This is a genomic window from Phyllobacterium sp. 22552, from assembly GCF_052044585.1.
Lineage (GTDB): Bacteria > Pseudomonadota > Alphaproteobacteria > Rhizobiales > Rhizobiaceae > Phyllobacterium > Phyllobacterium ifriqiyense.
On sequence record NZ_JBQENG010000008.1, the window covers coordinates 58,711 to 80,472 of the forward strand.

Below are 21,762 nucleotides of genomic sequence, written 5' to 3' on the forward strand. Positions count from 1 at the left end.
ATAATTCAAGGCGTATTCGAGCGCGAGAGGCGGTCGCTTATCCGGGGTCTAGTTTCCCTCCCATGCAGTGCTTTAAAATCGACAGCTACCTTCACCGCTTCAGAAGGCACCGAGGTCACAGTCGTGCCGGCTTGGAAAACAAAGGCCCGAGACGCCGTTAAGATGTTCTTAGAACGCAGAAATTTGCCTTCCAAGGGGGGTGGACGGCTGAAAATTAAGAGCAATATCTCGGTCGGCTATGGTCTCGGCTCATCGACCGCCGACGTGATTGCCTCCATAAGAGCAGTGGCCAATTACCATAATGTTGCACTGACATCCTACGAGATTGCACGAATTGCGGTCGAAGCGGAGCAGGCATGCGATTCCACCATGTTCGCGGGTCAGGCTGTCCTTTTTGCACAACGCGAGGGGCTGGTGATTGAAAGCCTACATGGCAGGCTACCCCCGATTGATTTGATCAGTGTGAACGTAGCTCCCGATAAACCCATTGATACTTTGGCGTACCGCCCTGCACGCTATTCAACCCTAGAGATCGAACAATTCCGCTCCTTGCGGGGCTTCCTCCGTTCTGCAATCCGCAACGGTAGTGCGTTGCTGCTCGGCAGGGTAGCGACTGCAAGCGCAATTATTAATCAACGGCACTTACCCCAAAAGTATTTTATCGAAATCAAACGAATTGCAGAGAAAAACAACGTTCTCGGAATTCAAGTCGCCCACAGTGGCACAGTTGTAGGTCTGATGTTCGAACCCGATGGGCCGATAGATTCGCAAATCAGAGCACAAGTAGTGGCCGATCTTCGATCACTGGGGCTTTCTCCTCAACTGTATTTCCACGCAAATGGAGGCACCTATGTCCACGTATGAAGCGTTAGATAGCATCAGCGAGATTGAACGGCCCAGGATCATTAAACTTCGCCCCAACCTTTTTGCCTGCTGCTTCCAGCTAATGAAGCTGCTGCCTGCTCGTTTTATGTTGGATCGAGCTGAGGACCGGGGTCAAGTTGGTGAAGGGACTCTCATATGCGAAACAACATCCGGAACTTTCGGGCTTGCCCTTGCGAAATTAGGCTCTATCCGGGGGTACCGGATTAAACTAATCAGCGATCCCGCAGTTGATCCCTATTTGGCGTCGCGGCTGAAAAGCCTCGGAGCTGAGGTGGAGATCGTTACAAAAACAGCTGAAGCTCACGGATATCAATCTGCCCGCCTCAACCGACTGCATCAAGTACTGAGAGAGAACCCTTGTGCCTATTGGCCCCAACAATACGACAATTCGGATAACCCATTGTCATACGCAATGGTCGCTGAGAGGCTTGCAGAGATTCTAGGGACAGTTGACTGTCTAGTCGGTTCCGTTGGGTCGGGGGGGTCTATGTCCGGTACTGCAACATTCTTGCGAGACGTATTCCCTGATTTGCACGTGTCTGGTGTTGATACTCATAATAGCGTACTATTCGGCCAGTTAGATGGTCCGCGAACCCTTCGGGGCCTCGGTAACAGCATCATACCTAAGAACCTCGACCACTCGCAGTTCGATGATGTGCATTGGGTGACGGCATTCGAAGCCCTCACGGCCATGCGGTCCTTGCATAAGCAACACGGTTTGTTCATGGGCCCAACTAGCGGAGCTTCGATTCTTGTTGCAGATTGGGTTGCAAGAACGTCGCCGGACAAAGTCGTGGTGGCAATGCTGGCCGATGAGGGGCATCGCTATTATCATACAGCCTACAATGACACCTGGCTAGATTCTTTGAGCGAGTCACGAGATTTGAGATCAAATCCTGTTGAGGTCTCCTCCCCACTGGACGTAGCCCATTCCTGGAGCAGGTATGTCTGGGGAAGGAGATCAAGGGATCACTACGAAGTCCTAACGCAACGTCGACTCGCGTCTTGAAGGCTCCAACCGCGCATATAAGCGCACTAGATCACAATTCATGTCGCGCTCGCATATTGGCCTCACGTTTGCCTACGCGCAAAATTGCCTGCGAATTGAGCTATCGAGCCGCCTACACGCATGGAAGACTCCTTAACAAGTTGTGGTAGTTCGCCAGCAAGTCGCTGGCGAAGCCTACGAAGGCAACCGAAAGCGAGCGCAGGATCTGGGGTATTCAGGAAATCGAAGATGTCTTCCGCCGCCGCTGCTTTTGCTTCTTCGCGCTGTAGATGAAGAGCTATCATGCCAAACGTTCGATCCATCAAATTTTGGAACATTTGACTGAGTTCTGGATTTCCAGCAGTTCTGACCACAAGCTCAAGAAAGCTACAATAATGTTCGGGCGTAATTTTTGAGTTATCAAATTCGAGCGGGAACCTGTTCAACCGATGGCAGGAATATCCTAATATGATATCGCCAACCTCATGAAGAGACATTTGTTCTGAGAGGTCTACTCGTCGGATAAAATAACCACGATTGGGTTGTAACTCTATAAGAGACTCGCAGGAGAGGCGAGATAAAGCCTCCCTTACGGGTGTAACACTGCTTTGAAATACTTTAGCCAGGATATCGACTTCTAAGTGGGTGCCTGTTTTGAGATCTAATCTCCTTATGTGTTCCTTAAGAAGACTGTAAGTGTGTGACGCCTTGGTATGTTGAATTTCATGCATACGCATTCTCGATACTCCAAACTACTGTTCGAAATCGAGCGCCCACGAACCGAAAAAGTGCGTTGAGGTAGCCCATTGTGATTATATAGATTTCGTTTTTCTGTCATAAACAAGACAGAAAATGGAAGGTTTTTGCAAATCTGATGCGCAGCGCGGGCTCCACCATAAACGATATTGCTGATCGGAACTTTGACGGCCACGTTGAGCGAACCCGCTTCCGGCCTTTGACGAGCAAGCAGATCGGCATGGTCCAGGCCTTTGGCTTTCTGGGCGTGCAACTGGCTCTGGCTGGTTCGCTGCTGTTTTTCCTCGCGCGTTACAGACGTCTGATTGCAGTCTGCGTCCTGCCTCTTGTCTTCATCTATCCACCATGCAAGCGATTTACCCATTGGCCGCAAGCCGTCTTGGGCGCGGCCTTCAACTGGGGAATGCTCATGGCATGGGCCGAAGTTGCAGGACATATCCCGCCCGGCGCTATCTCATGTGGGCCGGGGCCATCGCATGGCAGATTGGTTATGACACTGTCTATGCCTATGTTGATGTAAGGGACGATACCCGCCTTGGCCTGAAATCGACGGCAATTCTTTTCGGCAGGCACGGCAAGATCTATATTGGCCTGCTTTATGCATTGGCGACTGGAGCATGGTCGTTAGGCGGCTGGTTATTGGATATGTCTCCACCTTATGCCATTGGAATGCTGGTCATCGCTGCGCATCTTGGATGGCAGACTTGGAAGATTGACCTTGCTCGTCCAGAATTAAATTATCGCCTGTTCCTGGCGAACATCTTGACCGGAGTGCTGCTGGCAGGTGCGGCCGTCATAGGAACTTTGTGAATATCCGTTCAAACGGAAACGCCAACGCGAAGCTGTTATAGTCCTCACATTCGTCCAAGGTTGCTGATGCGTATAGTATTAATTTTCTCGGTTACTCTCCTTACCATCCTCTACGGAGGAAGTCTGCGCGCACAGCCTTGGGAAAGCGCTGATCCGGCGTCTACCGGCTGGTCTGCTGACGGCTTGAAACAGGCTCAGACCTATGCCGCCAGTCTAAAACCGACGGCAGTCATGGTGGTGCAAGACGGTAAGGTGATTGCCGCCTGGGGCGATATTTCCCGCAAGGTGAATGTCGCATCAATCCGAAAGAGCCTGTTGAGCGCTCTCTATGGCATCGCTATTTCTGAAGGGCGGATTAAGCTCGGCAGCACCCTTGCTGAACTCGGCATTGACGACAAACCACTGGCACTCACCGATGCAGAGAAGCATGCCACAGTACGAGATCTGCTTATGGCGCGATCCGGAATCTACCATCCAGCCGCCTATGAGACCGTCGACATGCGGCGCAACAGGCCCGGGCGCGGCAGCAAGCAGCCCGGTTCGTTCTGGTGGTACAACAATTGGGACTTCAACGCCCTCGGCACAATCTACCGGCAGCAAACCGGCGAGGATATTTTCCACAGTTTTGCGCAACGTATTGCCGCGCCGATTGGCATGGAGGATTTCTCGGCTCGTGACGGCCGCTACGTGGCCGAACGTCAGTCGAAGCATTCCGCTTATCCTTTCAGCCTCAGCGCCAGGGATGCCGCCCGTTTCGGCCAGCTTTTTCTCAATGCCGGCCGGTGGGGCGACAAACAGGTCATTCCCGCTGCGTGGGTAAGGGAGTCGACGACAGCCTATTCGCGCACGGAACGGGGAAGCATGGGGTATGGCTATCTCTGGTGGACGCTGAACCCGAAAGTGTTCGGCCCCTGCGCAGCGCTCGCATCGGGCTATGGTGGTCAAGCTATCGCCATCGTGCCGTCAAAGCGTCTGGTCGTCGTGCAGATAGTAGATACCGCGCAGAACGCCAAAGGTATGCGGACCAGCCATTTCATCAACCTTTTGCAGCGCCTTGCCGCTGCAGCACCCTGACACGCAGATATGGGAGGATTGGCGCGGACGGAAGATTGGTTCAATGGGTGGAGCATTGCTGCATCAACGCTGCTTCATGTAGTTTTATTCGTCGTCGTATTGCTCTTGTTCGTTCCTCCAAAAATATCTTCCCCGCAGGAAGAAGAAGGTGTTCAGGTGGAATTCGTCACCCTTCCGCCGCCTCCAATTGTGGAGCAACAGTCGGAACTGCCGCGGCAACCTTCGCTTCCCGAGAGGACAGAGGTCGTGCCGGACAAGGCGGAGGAGAACGCGGCTGCTCCCATAGTACCGCAAGAGTCTCAGCCTCATGATGAAACGCCGGCGATGGTGAAGCCATCTCGTATGTTGTCCGAAAAGGTGCTTGCCGATCCACGAAGCCGGAAGGCCCGGAGGGAACTGGCGGCCCTCGCACCCGGCGATCAGATTGAGCAGCTCTGCAACCTCGAAGCCATGGCGCAGGTCGGGGCATGGAGCAAAGAATTTCAGCCCGATCGCGTCATCGCTTATGCATTGGCAAACCCGAACCTAACAGCAAACGCGTTTTTGGCGGAAGGGGCGGCGCTACACAGCAAGCGGGAATGGTCCAGGCTCCGCTTCAAATGCGAACTGACACCTGATCACAAGAAGGTTGCAGGCTTTGAGTTCCTGATAGGGGAGCTGATCCCAAAGGAGGACTGGGCCGAATACAATCTTCCCGAGGATGAGGGATCACTTGATTGAGAGGTTGGCGCGCGCCGCAACGGAGCTAACGTTAAGTCATGTACGTTTTAAAGCACGGTATCAAGAAAGACCCCGAAAAACGATGGATGCTGCCAGACCGCATCTTCTTCGGTTACGGCGCGTGTCATATCCTTGCAGGTGCCTTCCTCAAGCGCGCCCCTCTGGAAGGATTCTATGGGGAGCGGATTATTCCAATCGACGGTTTCTGGGGCAACCACATCTACGTGACGGATGGCGTTATCGCTTTCGATTATCATGGATACTCTTCCCGTGACCGTCTTTTGGGACACCACAGGAAAGGATGGTCATCGCAGAGCTTAGGTTGGGACTGCACAATTGAGAAAGTTGACTTTGATCTGCTCGATACAACCGAATTGAACCAGCGAAAGATGTTGGGCCCGGATCAATATCTGTATGATCCAGTCTCTCGCGCTCATCGGTTCATCAAGCACATAGACCACGCCGAAGCCGCCAAAAAGGCTCGAGAAACCGCTTGAGCCCTACCCAAGGGTCATACCCTCTTATAAGGGGGATTCAAGGAATTTCCATGGGTCGCAGCGGCGATGAAATCACTTGGTTGTCGGCGGCCGAATACGCCAACCGCATCGGCCGGACGGTGCGCCCTCCGGCGGTTCTCTTGTGAACTACGACGGCGATGAAATAAGATCTGCGATATATGTAAAGCTGATCGGAACGGAAGAAAATGACGATCAAGGCAATTCACCACGTTCAACTCGCAATGCCCGCAGGACAAGAAAACGCTGCCAGAGCCTTTTACCAAGGGCTACTGGGTTTGACGAAGTATCCAAGCCATCAAACCTTGCTGCCCGCGGAGGATGCTGGTTCGAAAACGGTGGTGTCAGAGTGCACCTTGGCGTAGAGGCGAATTTCGCCCCAGCCAGGAAAGCGCACCCCGGCTTTATCGTCGATGATCTTTCCAATATATGCGCAACTTTGGAGAAAGCGGGCTTTCCGACCATTTCGGACGAACCACTGGAGGGATATTTGCGAAAGTATGTAAGCGATCCTTTCGGCAATCGTATCGAACTCATGCAGATCATAGCGATCTAGATGAGCGGCATATTTCCTCTTGGATGCCACGAATTTCCCCCGATGATTTATCGATGTGTCGCAACTTTGAACTTCCGGACCACTACACACCTGGCTTTCTCATGACCCTTGCTCAATGATCCGATTTCACTATGATCAGCGCATGATCAACGCTCGCATCACCATCATCATGCTCATGACCACGCACCTTGAAGGGTGTGCGGGAGTGGCATTGCGTTAGTCGCGATACGATCAACCTGCGAACCCTGCCGAGGCGAGCAGGGTTCATGACACTCGGCTCTCCTCCCTTATAGAAAAGGAGAGCTTCCCATGAATCAAGCTACCGAACAGTCATCGACTATTTCAGATTCAACTCCCGGAAAACAGTCACCTCGGCAGTTGATCCGCGCCGCTCGGATTGATGATTTTGAAGCCCTGTCAGGCCTGATCAATCTGCCGGGATTCCGGGCCGGCACGCTGCGGTTGCCATATCAACGACCCGAGCAGACAAAGAAATGGCTGGAAAGCCAAGGGCCGAACTCGCTTATCATCGTCGCTCTGATTGATAATGTCATCGTCGGCCAGGCTGGTCTTCATCCTTACTCTGGCCGCCGTGCTCATGCCGCCGAGTTGGGAATCGGAGTGCATGACGATCATGTTGGGAAAGGGGTAGGTACAGCATTGATCCGGGAAGTGATCGATGCTGCCGACAACTGGCTGGCGTTTAAACGTCTCGAGCTGACGGTCTACACTGACAATGCTCCGGCAATCCGCCTATATGAAAAGTTCGGTTTCGAACGCGAAGGCATAAAGCGGTTCTACGCGTTCAAGGCGGGAGCCTATGTCGACGCTCTGGGCATGGCTCGCCTGCGTTGCTGATCTGTCGGAAGCGGGTCCTACTTTTGAAATGGTAACTTTCGCATTGGTGAAGCTAAAGGTGTCTGATGATTATAGTGGTCGAGGGAATTAGTGCGGCCGGAAAAACCACGTGGTGCCGATCCAATGCAAGTCAGTATCTCGTGCCCGAAATATTTCCTGCTGACCGCAAGACTCAGCCCGAAAAAGGATTGGCGACCGCCCAATACTGGACTGACTGGAATGCCAAGCGATGGAATGATGCTTTGGCAATGGAGGAAACAAAAGAGCATGCGGTGTGTGACACCGACCCGTTGAAGCTTCACTATTCATGGTGCCTGCTGCAGATTGGTGTTACCGATAAATCTCAGTGGGAACTGCAGCTCCAAACCACCCGCCAGGCGGTCCTGGAAAGAAAACTTGGCTTTGCAGATGCGTACTTCGTGAAAATTATCGATCCGGTTGTTGCCAAACGCCAAAGTGATGCCGACACTTCTCGACTTCGAAGTCGTTTTGATCTGCATGTGCAGTTACAACCGGCACTCTTCCGGTGGTACAAGCATCTGGACGACGTGTTGGGTGGGCGGGTTCACTGGGAGCTGCCAGATTCAGCGCCTCTTTTTGATGCCATTGCTCCTAATGATCTTCGATACGACATTGAAGCATTCGACGCCTTTATAGCATCACTTGATAAGTAGGCACAGGTGGCTTGAACGGAGTATGATCTGAATAAGTCATCTTTGTCACAATCCTAAGTACCTCACTGCCGCAAGGACTGTGTCGAGGTCTGCCAAGTTTCCCTCACTGACGGCAAACAGGAAAGCTTCCTTCTCAAGAAGATGTTGTTTGCCGCTCCCCACATCGTACGCCTTTAATTTGCCTGCATCTTCAGGCGAAACTAATGTCTTGTACAAGAGGTCGTAGTGGCAACAGCGGCAGATAGTGTAGCGATATTAATTTGAAATTTTAAATATTGGCGCTAACATTGATACAGCCAGCTCAGCAGGCTGACGCCGCTACAGGCCACCCGGGGGCAGTCAATGAGTACAACCGATACGACCACGGAAAAGCCCCTAGTGGTGCTCCTCGTTGAAGAAGAGCTCGTTCCGAGGTTCTTCATGACTGAGTTTCTGGAGGGCGCCGGATTTACTGTTATCGAAACCGCCAGCACGGAAGAGGCATATCTTGCTCTGACGACTCGCCCTGACATAAATGCCGCAATCGTTGAGTGGGCACGATTAGGTCCAACAACCAAAGCGACCCTCGCGGAAATGATAGCTGTGCAGTTTCCCCGCATAGCCTTGTTTTTGACTGTAACTCAAGCGTCCGATACTGTGGAATTGCCGCCGCGTTCTACGGTCCTGTCAATACCCTATGAGCCCGCAGCGATCGCTGTTCTCATTCGTCAGGCAGTGGAGCAGTATTCAGGAGGGGCCGAATCCCCGCTTGCAGCCGAGGATAAAAGCGCAGGAAGCACGGAGCCATCTCTATCTCAGTAAATGTTTGATTGTGGCGCAGTCTAAGCACCATACAAAGAGGTCGGGCAATGGTTGGTGGTTCGTTGAAGATGTGAGGGTGTCCCTGGCGATCACTAACAAAGTGCGTCGAATTAGGACAAAATGCATCAACTTAATCATTAGTAAATACCTGTTTTAAATACTTACTTTGTAGAACTCTAAGAAAATGCTTGGTCTCGCGAGCTGTAATGCAACCTGCAATACGTGTGTTACAGGTATTTACAACTTTTGATTTATATGATCTGCGTGTTCTTAGGACTCTAGACTCCGACAAGTGCTCAAGCCTTGGCCGGTGCAATTGATCTTAACATCGCTGTTTGACGGTACTCATCGAGGAGTAGCGTAGTCACTTGCGCTTTGCGAGCAAGTGAAGAGGTATAACTGAACTCAAATTTGACGCTTGGCTCTTTGATCATGAATGGTCCGACAAACCACACTGAGATAGCAATTGACCTAAACAATGAGGGCGGGCTTCTCTCCGCGATTCCGGAGGAGATTGGCCACCGATTTGAGGCCCCGTTGGGAGGCGTCGCCAGTATAACAAGACCGCCTGGATCAATGTTGTTTCGGACAAATGCAGAGTTTGCGAGCGTTCTTCTTGCACCCGTGCCCAATATGCAATCGGCCTTCTCCAGTGATAAAATTCAGGTATTTGACGCTCCTGTAGGTACGTTGATCATCAATCCTTCCAATGTTGACCGGATCCTGCGGTGGCCTGTGATAAAGCAAAATGCTGCCATTGCATTCAGTAAGAGGGCCTATTTGGATCTGGTGGAGACGGAGCTTGATGGGGGAAAGTGGGAGCTGCAGCCCCCTCGTTTTGGTCATATAGACCTTAAGGCACTGCAGATCGCCAAGGCCATGGAAGCGGAGATTTCGGGCAGGGCGACGAATGCCCTCTATCTGGACTCATTGTTTACGATATTTGGCGTCCACCTGATAAGGACCTATTCCCTACCAAGCGCTACTGGGCCTGCGAAACGAAAGCCGCTTCCAAAGAATGTGGCAAAACTGGTGATCGAATATATGCACCAGCATTTGGCGGAAAGCGTGACGATCATTGATCTCACGCGGATATGCCGGATGTCTCCAAGCTATTTCATCCGCGCCTTCACTCTAACCTTTGGTCTGGCACCTTATCAATATCTCACCAAGATACGGCTTGACCGGGCGGAAAGACTTCTGACCGAAACCACGCTCACAATCGAAGACGTGGCGCTACAGTGCGGTTTTTCGAGTCAGAGCCACCTCACCAACATGATGAAGCGCGTTAAGCACGTCACGCCAGGCCAAATAATCAGAACCCGCCGAGCTGCCCAACGGTAGAAGAGCTCCGCAATCTGTCCCGTAGCGGGTCACTGTTGCACGGCTGCAACGTCGTTAACCTCACTTCACTTTTTATAAAGAATCGTAAGCCTTTGTGCAGGATCGCACAAAAAGGGCAACATTGTGTAATCACTTTGGCGAAAATGTGTGCTGAACATAAGCCCAATCGGGATGGGATTTTATGGCAAACTGATTCGTGGCGCACGTAACTAAGTGCGCTTTTCAGCAAGTTACAGGATTTCCGTTTGAATCAGAGGCCTTGGGGACTCTTGAGAACTGCAAGCATGAGCTGATGCTCCTTTAGCGCGGGCGTCGTCGGAGAATTGAGGCGTTTTGGGGGCAGCTGCCAGGTGCTGCTCCCAACGAGTGGGGAATCTTTGTCTATGAAAAATATCACGGGTAGTGGGATCTTTGGTCATTTTGTCCGACGCTTTCTCCGCGCTTGGCTGCTGGTTTTGATTACCTTCGGAGCTCTTGCAAGTCTCGCCGGTATCGCGCAAGCGCAAACCTGCGCGCCGCGCAATGTCGTGCAGGGAACCTCATTCACGCTCGCGCCAATGCCCATCTCCGGCACGGTCACGAAGTCCGGCACGGATGGTGGTTGGCAGCCAGCCCCGAACTCATGGTATACGTTTGGTGGAGATTACACCATTCAATGGAACTTCAGCCAGCCAGTTCCGGCCAGTTGGTTCCAGTTCAATTTAATTGATGTTGACTTGCAATCGACAAACGCTCGGTTGACCGTGACGCTTGGTGCTGGCAGCACCGCCACGGTTGCACAAATGGTCAAGGTGACCGGCGATCTGGTGAATACTGCAGGTGTCATCCGTCTCGGCCCCCCCGCTCGCGATCAAAACGGAACGTTTCGCTTCAATTCGACCGGCACGATCACCTCGCTGCGAATCACGGCGACAAACATTGTCGGGAATGACAATATTGGCCATCAGTTAACCGTGCGCCCTGCCTGTCTGACAGTGCGGAAGATCAGTCAGGGTGGCACCGGCACCTTCACCGTCAATATGGCCAATGTAGCGCAAGTGAACGGCACCGGTGTTCTCAGCACCGCGCTGAGGACAACGACGGCAGGCACGCCGGTGTCTTCGCCGGACTACTTTGCTTCGAGACCAGGCACGAACCTGACCTTGACCGAAGTTGTCCCATCCGGTTGGAATCTCGCTTCCGCTGTCTGTACCGACCAAGCTGCGGCCTCGACAGGCAATCCGGCGGTGATAGGCACGTTCGCCAGGCCCAGAATCACAATTCCCGGGGCCAATGTCAGGCCTGGATCTGCCATTTTATGTACGTTCACGAACGCCAATAGCACCGATCTGGCGATTACAAAGTCTGATGGCAGCTCGAATTATGCGCAGGGCAGCAATACGATTTATAATATCGTTGTCACTAATAGAGGCCCCGCTGCTGTCACCAATGCAGTGGTGCGCGATCCTCTGCCAGCCGGCATAACGACAGCGAGCTGGACGTGCGGCAGCGCCACGGGCGGTGCTGTCTGTGATGCCGCCAGTGGTACGGGAGCGATCAGCACCACGGCGGATCTGCCGGTGGGCGCGTCGGTGACCTATCGGCTTACTATGGGTATACCTGCAACCTTCACCGGCAACCTTGTCAACACGGCAACGGTTGCAGCTCCCGCCGGCGTTACCGATAGCAACACCGCCAACAACAGCGCGAGCGACACTGATGTCCTCGGCGATCCCGCAATGACGATCGACAAGACGGGTACACTGAATGATCTTGACGGCGACGGGCTGCTCGATCCGGGCGAGACCGTCAGCTATGCTTTCCTTGTCACCAATACCGGCGGCGTGACGCTGACAGGCGTGACCGTCAATGATCCGAAGGTGGCGGTTGTCGAGGCACCGCAGACACTGGCGCCGCGCGGTTCGTTCACCTTCCATGGAACCTACACGCCGACACAGGCGGAAATTGACGCCGGGCAGGTTACCAACACGGCGACCGGTACCGGCACGCCGCCATCCGGTCCTCCGACGGAAAGCCCGCCCGACACGGTTGTGGTTCCTCCGGATCAGGCCCCGGGCCTGACGATCGACAAGACCGGTACGCTCAACGATCTGGACGGTGACAACCTTCTCGATCCGGGTGAGACCGTCAGCTATGCTTTCCTTGTCACCAATACCGGCAGCGTGACGCTGACAGGTGTGACGGTGAACGATCCGAAAGTGACGGTTGTCGAGGCGCCGCAGACACTGGCGCCGCGCGGTTCGTTCACCTTCCATGGCACCTATACGCCCAGCCAGACAGAAATTGATGCCGGGCAGGTGACCAATACCGCGACTGGCACCGGGACGCCGCCTTCCGGGCCTCCAACGGAAAGCCCGCCCGACACGGTTGTGGTTCCTCCGGATCAGGTCCCGGGCATGACCATCGACAAGACCGGTACACTCAATGATCTTGACGGGGACAACCTTCTCGATCCGGGCGAGACGGTCAGCTACTCATTCCTGGTGCGCAACACCGGCAATGTGACGCTGACAGGTGTCACGGTGAACGATCCGCTGCTGGTCAATGCCGGCATATCGGTCACACCTGCTCCGCAGACGCTTGCGCCTGGTGGCAGTGCAACCTTCACCGCGATCTATACGCCGACTCAGGGAGAGATTGATGCCGGCCAGGTAACCAATACGGCAACGCCGACTGGCACGCCGCCATCGGGACCGCCGGTTGAAGGCCCGCCCGATACGGTCATCGTCCCGCCGGATCAGGCCACAGGGCTGATCATCGACAAGACCGGCACGCTCAATGATCTTGACGGCGACAACCTTCTCGATCCGGGCGAGACAATCAGCTATTCGTTCCTGGTCACAAATACCGGCAATGTGACGCTGACCAATGTCACGGTGAATGATCCGAAGGTATCGGTTGTCGAGCCGGCGCAGACACTGGCGCCTGGCGCAAGCTTTACCTTCACCGGCACCTATACGCCAACCCAGGCAGAAATCGATGCAGGTTCTGTGTCGAATACTGCCACCCCCACCGGCACGCCGCCTTCAGGACCGCCGGTCGAGGGACCACCCGACACGGTTGTTGTTCCTCCGGATCAGGCATCCGGTCTGACCATCGACAAGACCGGCACGCTCAATGATCTGGACGGTGACAACCTGCTCGATCCGGGCGAGACCGTCAGCTATTCCTTCCTGGTGACGAACACCGGCAATGTCACGCTGACAGGTGTGACGGTCAACGATCCGCTACTGGTCAATGCTGGCATAGCCCTGGATCAGGGTCCGCAGACGCTCATTCCTGTTGCTTCCTTCACCTTCACGGCGACCTATACACCAACGCAGGCGCAGATCGATGCCGGTCAGGTCACCAACACAGCCACCGGTACCGGTACGCCGCCCTCTGGCCCGCCGGTGGAGTCGCCGCCGGACACGGTTGTCGTTCCGCCGGATCAGACGCCTGGCTTGACCATCGACAAGACGGGAACGCTCAATGATCTTGACGGTGACAACCTGCTCGATCCGGGCGAGACCGTCAGCTATTCATTCCTTGCTACCAACACTGGCAGTGTGACGCTGACAGGTGTGACGGTGAACGATCCGCTATTGATCAATGCCGGGATTGCGGTAACACCAGGCCCGCAGACGCTTGCGCCTGGCGGCAGCGCAACCTTCACCGCGACCTACACGCCGACACAGGCGGAAATCGATGCGGGTTCCGTGAGCAATACGGCGACCGGCACCGGCACGCCGCCTTCCGGTCCTCCAACGGAAAGCCCGCCCGACACGGTGGTGGTTCCGCCAGATCTGATTCCGGGCCTGACGATCGACAAGACGGGTACACTGAATGATCTTGACGGCGACGGGCTGCTCGATCCGGGCGAGACCGTCAGCTATGCTTTCCTTGTCACCAATACCGGCGGCGTGACGCTGACAGGCGTGACCGTCAATGATCCGAAGGTGGCGGTTGTCGAGGCACCGCAGACACTGGCGCCGCGCGGTTCGTTCACCTTCCATGGAACCTACACGCCGACACAGGCGGAAATTGACGCCGGGCAGGTTACCAACACGGCGACCGGTACCGGCACGCCGCCATCCGGTCCTCCGACGGAAAGCCCGCCCGACACGGTTGTGGTTCCTCCGGATCAGGCCCCGGGCCTGACGATCGACAAGACCGGTACGCTCAACGATCTGGACGGTGACAACCTTCTCGATCCGGGTGAGACCGTCAGCTATGCTTTCCTTGTCACCAATACCGGCAGCGTGACGCTGACAGGTGTGACGGTGAACGATCCGAAAGTGACGGTTGTCGAGGCGCCGCAGACACTGGCGCCGCGCGGTTCGTTCACCTTCCATGGCACCTATACGCCCAGCCAGACAGAAATTGATGCCGGGCAGGTGACCAATACCGCGACTGGCACCGGGACGCCGCCTTCCGGGCCTCCAACGGAAAGCCCGCCCGACACGGTTGTGGTTCCTCCGGATCAGGTCCCGGGCATGACCATCGACAAGACCGGTACACTCAATGATCTTGACGGGGACAACCTTCTCGATCCGGGCGAGACGGTCAGCTACTCATTCCTGGTGCGCAACACCGGCAATGTGACGCTGACAGGTGTCACGGTGAACGATCCGCTGCTGGTCAATGCCGGCATATCGGTCACACCTGCTCCGCAGACGCTTGCGCCTGGTGGCAGTGCAACCTTCACCGCGATCTATACGCCGACTCAGGGAGAGATTGATGCCGGCCAGGTAACCAATACGGCAACGCCGACTGGCACGCCGCCATCGGGACCGCCGGTTGAAGGCCCGCCCGATACGGTCATCGTCCCGCCGGATCAGGCCACAGGGCTGATCATCGACAAGACCGGCACGCTCAATGATCTTGACGGCGACAACCTTCTCGATCCGGGCGAGACAATCAGCTATTCGTTCCTGGTCACAAATACCGGCAATGTGACGCTGACCAATGTCACGGTGAATGATCCGAAGGTATCGGTTGTCGAGCCGGCGCAGACACTGGCGCCTGGCGCAAGCTTTACCTTCACCGGCACCTATACGCCAACCCAGGCAGAAATCGATGCAGGTTCTGTGTCGAATACTGCCACCCCCACCGGCACGCCGCCTTCAGGACCGCCGGTCGAGGGACCACCCGACACGGTTGTTGTTCCTCCGGATCAGGCATCCGGTCTGACCATCGACAAGACCGGCACGCTCAATGATCTGGACGGTGACAACCTGCTCGATCCGGGCGAGACCGTCAGCTATTCCTTCCTGGTGACGAACACCGGCAATGTCACGCTGACAGGTGTGACGGTCAACGATCCGCTGCTGGTCAATGCTGGTCTATCGGTTACACCCGCTCCCCAGACGCTGGCGCCAAGCGGCAGCGTGACTTTCACGGCAGTTTATACGCCAAGCCAAGCCGATATCGATGCAGGCTCGGTTTCCAACACGGCAACGCCGACTGGCACGCCGCCGTCTGGCCCGCCGGTTGAAGGGCCGCCCGACACGGTCGTGGTGCCGCCGGATCAGGCGTCAGGCATGACGATTGACAAGACCGGTACACTCAACGACCAGAACGGCAATAATGTCATCGATCCGGGTGAAACGATCGGTTACGCCTTTGTGGTGCGTAACACCGGTGCCGTGACGCTGACCAATGTCACTGTCAACGATCCGCTGTTGCAAAATGCCGGTGTTGTGCTCGATCAGGGTCCGCAAACCTTGGCCCCGGGTGCAAGCTTCACCTTCACGGCAACCTATGCACCAACGCAAGCCGAGATCGAAGCTGGCAATGTGTCCAATACTGCCACCGGCACGGGCACGCCGCCATCCGGTCCGCCGGTGGAATCGCCGCCCGATACGGTCGTCGTGCCGCCGGTCGAGCTGTCCCGCTTGACTATCGAAAAGACCGGCACGTTCAATGATGTCGACAGGAACAGCTATGCCAGTATCGGCGATACGCTCACCTATACGTTTACGGTGACCAATACCGGCGGGCAGGTCATTACCGGTGTAACACCTGTGGATGCAGGGCCGACCTTCAACGGCAAGCCGGCGACGGCAACCCTGTCGGCGTTTACCCCGGCAAGTGTCACTCTGGCAGCCAAGGCTTCGCAGACGTTCTCAGCGACCTATACGCTGACGCAGGACGATATCGACAATGCTGCCGGTATTGCCGACGGCATCAAAAACTCGGCGACAGCTGAAGGTGTGACCGGCGGCAATCCTGTTGCCTCCAACACCTCGTCCACCACGACCACGATGCCGGCGGCCGAACCTTCCGACATCAGCATCATCAAACAAGCGGGATTGCGCCAGATCAAGCGGGGCCAGAAAGCGCCGTTCACGATCAAGGTGACCAACCACTCCAGCAGAAATGCCGGTGCGGTGTCTGTCACCGACATCATCCCGTCCGGCTTCCGCTTCGTCGAGGGCTCTGCAAGCGTTGATGGTGTGGCGGCAACGCCCATTATCAACGGCCAGCGTGTTCGCTTTGACAATGTCGTGCTTGGACCGAATGCCGAAGTGGTCATCCGCGTGCAGATGCTGGCGCTCAGTTCTGCAGGACCTGGCAAGCACACCAACAGGGCCACTGTGAATGGTCCTGACGGTGATCCGCTGGCGCCGGAGGCGCGTGCCGATGTCGAAATCACGATCGAACCGGTATTCGATTGCGGTGACATCGTCGGCAAGGTGTTCGATGATGCCAATGAAAACGGCTACCAGGATGATGGCGAGCTCGGATTGCCGGGCGTGCGTATCGCCACGGTCCGCGGCTCACTGATCACCACGGACAAGCATGGACGCTTCCATGTTGCCTGTGCTGATCTGCCGGATTCGCGCATTGGCTCCAACTACATCATGAAGCTTGATCCGCGCACCTTGCCGACCGGTTACCGCGTCACCACCGAAAACCCCCGGGTTATCCGTTTGACGGCCGGCAAGATGTCAACGCTCAACTTCGGCGCATCGATTGGACGTGTCGTACGCCTCGACCTTTCCGATGCTGCTTTCGAGCGGGGCACGACAGTGCTGCGCAAGCAGTGGGAAAGGGGCCTTGATCAACTGATCGAGACGCTCGCAGCCGAGCCCTCGACCTTGCGCATCGGCTACGGCGCATCGGCAGACAGTAAACTTGCCAGGGCACGGATCAAATCCATCGAGGAGGAAATCACGCAGCGATGGAAATCGGTCAAAGGCAGGTACGAACTCAACATTGAGACCCGCGTGGAGGCAGCCCAATGAAAACCACCCTCATGAGCTCGAATGCACGCAAATCCCTATTCGCCTCTGGCAAGCGCAGCTGGCTTCTGGCCGGCTGCGCGGCGCTCGCCATGCAGACAATGGCGCACGGCGCATTTGCGCAGGAAGTTGTTCCCTTGCGTGGCAAGGTGATCGACAGCAGCAATATTGCGACCACACCGATTACTGCCAATGTTGAACAGGAACAGCCAGGCGGAGGCGGAGAAATCCCGTTCTCGATCAGCGTGGACGGGGCACCTCTTGTTGAAAGCGGATCGCCGAAGAAGGGGCGGGTCACGGCGAAGAAGCCGGATCTGCAGCGCCAGGCCGATGTCGGCTTGAGCGCGGTTGATATCCAGGTCAAGTTTGATGGACTGGACGCCCGCCCGATTCTCAACGTGTCAACGACGCCGGTGCGCCGTGCCTATAATGTCGGCGAGCCGGTGACGTTTTTTGCAACAGCCAACTATCCGGCCTTCATCAAGCGCTCGGAAATCCGCATCTTCGAAAAGGACGAGCCACTGACCGGCGATCCGGTTGACGTCATACCCGTGAGCGTCAACAGCCAGGCCAACTGGGTGATGCCCAGATCCGAGGACGACAAGACCCGGTTCAAATATATCCTGCGTGTTTATGACGGGGAGGGGCGCTACGACGAGACCCTGCCGCGTTCTATCGCACGCACGGACCGGGAACTGCCGAAGGAAGATGACAAGATCACCGACGCCGTGGCGCCGGGCATGGGCGAGGACAATACCGGGTCGCGCAACATCCAGGTTCATGGCGGCGCGGTCACGGTCTATGGGCGCAATGTGCCGGAAGGCTATCAGGTCCGCGCCCTGGATGATGTGGTGCCACTCGACCGCAACCAGTCTTTCGTCATGCAGCGCATCCTGCCGCCCGGCGAACATGATGTCGACGTGGCGGTGCTTGGCTCGCTGAAGGGAAGCGCGCTTGATTTTAGCCGGCAGATCAATATTCCGCAAAATGAGTGGTTCTATGTCGGATTGGCCGATCTTACGGTCGGCAAGCGCTCCGGCGATGCCAATATTGAAGCGGTTCGGCCCGGAGAATATGACAAGGTCTACACCAAGGGCCGCCTTGCCTTTTATGTCAAAGGCAAGATCAAGGGCAAATATCTTCTGACTGCGGCAGGTGATACCGGAGAGGATGATATTGATCATCTCTTCCGCGGTCTGGACGACAAGGATCCACGAAGCCTGCTGCGGCGGGTCGATCCTGACCAGTACTACCCGATCTATGGCGATGACTCGACCGCCTATGAGGATGCGCCGACCAATGGCAAATTCTATGTGCGGCTTGATCGCGGCGACAGCCATGTCATGTGGGGCAACTACAAGGCTGTGATCAAGGGTACCGAGTTCATGCGTTCCGAGCGGGCGCTTTATGGTGCAAGCGCTGTCTACAATTCCGAAGAGACCACATCGTTCGGCGAGCGCAAGAGTGAAGTGAACCTTTATGCGGCCCAGCCCGATACGTTGCCGCAGCGTGACGAGTTCCTCGGCACCGGAGGCTCTGCCTATTTCCTCAAGCAGCAGGACATCACCATCGGTTCGGAGACGGTGACGGTTGAATATCGCGATCAGGTGACCGGGCAGGTGATCGAGCGCAAGACCCTCGTTTATGGCGAGGACTACACCTTCGATTATCTCCAGGGCATGCTCATCCTCAAGCGGCCGCTGTCCTCATCGACCGGCACCAGTTCACCGGTGCGTGAAGGGGCGCTTGGCGGCAACAGGGTCTATCTTATCACCCAGTATGAATACAGTCCTGCCTTTGGCGAAGTTGATGGTTACGTCTATGGCGGGCGCGCACAACACTGGTTTGATGAAAAGGTTCGAATTGGTGTTACCGGCATGAACGAAACCACGGGCGTTGCCGACCAGCAGGCCTATGGCGCCGATATCAAGATCCGCCATTCGGAAAAGACCTATATCGAAGCTGAGGTTGCCCATTCGAAAGGACCGGGCTTTGGCACTTCGCGCTCCACAGATGGCGGCCTGACCCTCAGCGATGTGGGGACGACCGGCACGCGCAATCATGCCGCAACAGCAGTACGCGCACGTGGTCAGGTGGCACTTGAAGAGATCACCGGCAATGGCATGAAAGGCACGATCGGTGGCTATTACGAGGAAAAGGAGGCAGGCTTCTCAACCCTGTCGGACCAGATCTCGGTTGATCAGGTTATCTGGGGCGTCAATGCCGATGTCGACATCACCAAGGATGTCGATCTGAAGCTGACTTATGACGACTTCAAGGAAGGCCGTGATTATGACGACTTCTATGACCGGGACATTGGCGGCCGTACCAAGCGCAAGGGCGAGGCGGTTATCAGCAAGCAGCTCAACGAGTACTGGAAGGCGTCGTTCGGTGTTTCCTATACCGAATTGCGCTCTCCCATTGCACGGCTATCGGGCAAGAATGGCTATGATGGCGAACGGCTCGATGCCGGCGCGCAGCTCGAATATGCTCCCGATGCCGATCACAAATATTATGTGTTTGGCCAGGGTACACTCGATCGCTCCGGCGATGTGAAGCGCAATGACCGCATCGGCATCGGCTCGAAATATCAGCTGACCGAGAAGATCGCACTCGAAGGCGAAGTCTCCTACGGCAATACTGGCTGGGGCGCTCTTGGCGGCATCACCTACTCGCCAACGGCCGATGACAATTACTATATCGGCTATCGGCTTGATCCGGACCGTGGTTTTGATCTTGACCGGGTCTATGATCTGGAGGGAACCGACAAGGGCACCTTTGTCATCGGCATGCGCCGCAAGCTCGATGATACGCTGTCCACCTATGCGGAAAACAATTATGACCTGTTCGGGCGTCGCAACTCCCTGACCAAGACCTATGGCGTTGTTTATACGCCCGATAAGAAGTGGACCATCGACGGCGGCTTTGAGGCCGGAACAATCGAGGACGATACGCTCGATCCAAATACCGGCCTTGAACGGTCCGACTTTGACCGCAAGGCGATCTCGATGACCGTGGGCTACAAGGATGAGGAACGCGGGATCAACGCGCGTATCCGCGGCGAAGCCCGGTTTGAGGAATCAGACGACGATACCCGCAACCGCAACACCTATCTGTTTGCCACAGGCCTCAGCTGGAAGACCAGCGAGAACTGGCGGATACTGGCCAATGTTGATGCGGTTTTGTCCGACTCTGACAGCGAAGGGTCCTTCCGCGACGGTGATTATGTGGAAGCCTCCTTCGGCTATGCCTACCGGCCCGTTGACAATGACCGCCTCAATGCGCTGTTCAAATATAGCTGGGTCTATGATCTTCCTGGCGAAAACCAGGTCAGTGCCATCACCGGTGATGATTACGGCCCGGCGCAGCGCAGCCACATCATCTCCGCTGACTTCACCTATGATCTTGTTCCCTGGCTGTCGGTCGGTGCCAAATACGGCTTCCGCTATGGCGAGGTGCGCGAGCGCATTCTGGACGGCGATCGCGGCTCATTCACGGGATGGGAAACCTCCACCGCCCATCTCGGCATTATCCGGACCGATCTGCATATCGTCAAGAACTGGGATGGTCTGCTGGAGGGCCGTGTCATGCATATGCCGGAAGCCAAGACCACCGACTACGGTGCCCTTGTTGCGCTCTATCGTCATGTCGGCGAGAACTTCAAGGTCGGTGCCGGCTACAATTTTGGATCATTCTCCGATGATCTGAGAGATCTCACCTTCGATGACGAAGGCGTCTTCCTCAATGTCGTCGGCAAATTCTGAACACAGGCAAATGAGAATCCTCCGCTTCAGCTTGGAGCGGAGGTATAACCCAGCGGTGTCATTTGAGATTGCTCCATGAACCCGGCGACCGGCAACTGCCATGAATGATACCATGTGTATCGAAACCATGTTTACGCGGGCGGAACTCCATGAACTGGTGTGGCAGTATCCGATCAGTGAGTTGGCCCGACAGTTTCAAGTCCCAGCCACGTCGCTGGCCAAAACCTGCGAATATTATTACATATCAAGACCACCTGCGGGCTATTGGCAGAAACTGGCGTTCGGGAAGACGTCGGAAAGAGAAGCTCTCGACAGTCTCCGTTTTCCGGCAGAAGAAAAGGTAACAATATTACAATAGCAAGGGAGACCCTGGACAGCCGTGTGCCATGATAGACCTTCCCCTTATTGAGCTGCTGGAACCGCTGAAATGCACCGAATGCGGATACCTTCATGCTGTGGTGCCCCTTGAGGACTCACACCGATCACCAGTTCATTGCCGGGAGTGTGGCGCCTTCCTGTGTTTCTGGGCTGACGCCCGGGCAATGGCGAAACTCGACATTGGCTGCAGTGCGCCATTGGCAATAACCAAACTTTTGGACGAGCCAGGACAATAATCGCTTCGCGTTTGCCGCTTGTCTGATGGCGTTGCAGGCGCGGTTGCCCGCGTGACGACTGCACGAACCACTCAATCGCCTTCTACAGGGCAATTGATTCGGTTTAAGGCATTGTGCTTGCCGGTAATGCTCTCTGCCTTGTGTCATCTGCTTTCCAACATTAGGTGAACTACATCG

The 21,762-nt window shown here is 55.6% G+C and carries 14 protein-coding genes and 2 pseudogenes; 14 read left to right on the top strand and 2 right to left on the bottom strand.

Annotated elements, in window-relative coordinates; translation table 11 throughout:
- Window positions 1-162 precede the first annotated feature (162 nt).
- Together ACTJI9_RS18265 and ACTJI9_RS18270 are read left to right on the top strand one after the other, a co-directional pair.
- Complete coding sequence (locus ACTJI9_RS18265) at window positions 163-864, top strand: GHMP family kinase ATP-binding protein (protein ID WP_440809940.1); 702 nt, start codon at window positions 163-165, stop codon at window positions 862-864.
- Window positions 865-946: 82 nt separating this feature from the next.
- Window positions 947-1,894 (top strand): pyridoxal-phosphate dependent enzyme, encoded by a 948-nt coding sequence (locus tag ACTJI9_RS18270; RefSeq protein WP_440810409.1) that lies wholly within the window; start codon window positions 947-949, stop codon window positions 1,892-1,894.
- Window positions 1,895-1,956: 62 nt separating this feature from the next.
- On the opposite strand, the gene ACTJI9_RS18275 is transcribed toward ACTJI9_RS18270, so the two are convergent.
- Window positions 1,957-2,610 (bottom strand): GntR family transcriptional regulator, encoded by a 654-nt coding sequence (locus ACTJI9_RS18275; protein ID WP_440809943.1) that lies wholly within the window; start codon window positions 2,608-2,610, stop codon window positions 1,957-1,959.
- Between the two features lie 128 nt (window positions 2,611-2,738).
- Between ACTJI9_RS18275 and ACTJI9_RS18280 the strand changes: the two are divergent.
- The 5 genes and pseudogenes from ACTJI9_RS18280 to ACTJI9_RS18300 all read left to right on the top strand — a co-directional run.
- Window positions 2,739-3,439 (top strand): annotated as a pseudogene (locus ACTJI9_RS18280) (4-hydroxybenzoate octaprenyltransferase); the annotation flags it as partial.
- Window positions 3,440-3,505: 66 nt separating this feature from the next.
- The gene (locus ACTJI9_RS18285; protein ID WP_440809946.1) at window positions 3,506-4,513 is read left to right on the top strand and encodes a serine hydrolase domain-containing protein; all 1,008 of its coding nucleotides are present in this window, start codon (window positions 3,506-3,508) and stop codon (window positions 4,511-4,513) included.
- 9 nt (window positions 4,514-4,522) lie between these two features.
- Window positions 4,523-5,233, top strand: a complete 711-nt coding sequence (locus tag ACTJI9_RS18290; protein ID WP_440809949.1) for a DUF930 domain-containing protein — start codon at window positions 4,523-4,525, stop codon at window positions 5,231-5,233.
- A gap of 38 nt (window positions 5,234-5,271) precedes the next feature.
- Window positions 5,272-5,730, top strand: a complete 459-nt coding sequence (locus ACTJI9_RS18295; RefSeq protein WP_440809952.1) for a hypothetical protein — start codon at window positions 5,272-5,274, stop codon at window positions 5,728-5,730.
- A 206-nt stretch (window positions 5,731-5,936) separates the two neighbouring features.
- Window positions 5,937-6,304 (top strand): annotated as a pseudogene (locus ACTJI9_RS18300) (VOC family protein).
- Window positions 6,305-6,416: 112 nt separating this feature from the next.
- Here ACTJI9_RS18300 and ACTJI9_RS18305 read toward each other — a convergent pair.
- Window positions 6,417-6,572, bottom strand: coding sequence for a hypothetical protein (locus ACTJI9_RS18305; RefSeq protein ID WP_440809954.1), 156 nt, complete (start codon window positions 6,570-6,572; stop codon window positions 6,417-6,419).
- 41 nt (window positions 6,573-6,613) lie between these two features.
- Here ACTJI9_RS18305 and ACTJI9_RS18310 point away from each other — a divergent pair, with 41 nt between their 5' ends.
- The 7 genes from ACTJI9_RS18310 (at window position 6,614) to ACTJI9_RS18340 (ending at window position 21,329) form a co-directional block, all read left to right on the top strand.
- The gene (locus ACTJI9_RS18310) at window positions 6,614-7,162 is read left to right on the top strand and encodes a GNAT family N-acetyltransferase (protein ID WP_440809957.1); all 549 of its coding nucleotides are present in this window, start codon (window positions 6,614-6,616) and stop codon (window positions 7,160-7,162) included.
- A gap of 65 nt (window positions 7,163-7,227) precedes the next feature.
- Window positions 7,228-7,836, top strand: coding sequence for a hypothetical protein (locus ACTJI9_RS18315; RefSeq protein ID WP_440809959.1), 609 nt, complete (start codon window positions 7,228-7,230; stop codon window positions 7,834-7,836).
- Window positions 7,837-8,178: 342 nt separating this feature from the next.
- The gene (locus ACTJI9_RS18320) at window positions 8,179-8,637 is read left to right on the top strand and encodes a hypothetical protein (RefSeq protein WP_440809962.1); all 459 of its coding nucleotides are present in this window, start codon (window positions 8,179-8,181) and stop codon (window positions 8,635-8,637) included.
- Between the two features lie 576 nt (window positions 8,638-9,213).
- Entirely contained in the window at window positions 9,214-9,981 is a 768-nt protein-coding gene (locus ACTJI9_RS18325; RefSeq protein WP_440809963.1) for a helix-turn-helix domain-containing protein, read from the top strand.
- A 383-nt stretch (window positions 9,982-10,364) separates the two neighbouring features.
- Window positions 10,365-17,210, top strand: a complete 6,846-nt coding sequence (locus ACTJI9_RS18330; RefSeq protein WP_440809965.1) for a DUF7507 domain-containing protein — start codon at window positions 10,365-10,367, stop codon at window positions 17,208-17,210.
- A complete protein-coding gene (locus ACTJI9_RS18335; protein WP_440809967.1) occupies window positions 17,207-20,971 on the top strand; it encodes a TonB-dependent receptor in 3,765 nt (1,254 codons plus the stop codon). The genes ACTJI9_RS18330 and ACTJI9_RS18335 overlap by 4 nt, the downstream gene beginning before the upstream one ends.
- Window positions 20,972-21,071: 100 nt before the next feature.
- On the top strand, window positions 21,072-21,329 hold the full coding sequence (locus tag ACTJI9_RS18340; RefSeq protein ID WP_440809970.1) for a hypothetical protein: 258 nt from the start codon (window positions 21,072-21,074) through the stop codon (window positions 21,327-21,329).
- Window positions 21,330-21,762: the final 433 nt, after the last annotated feature.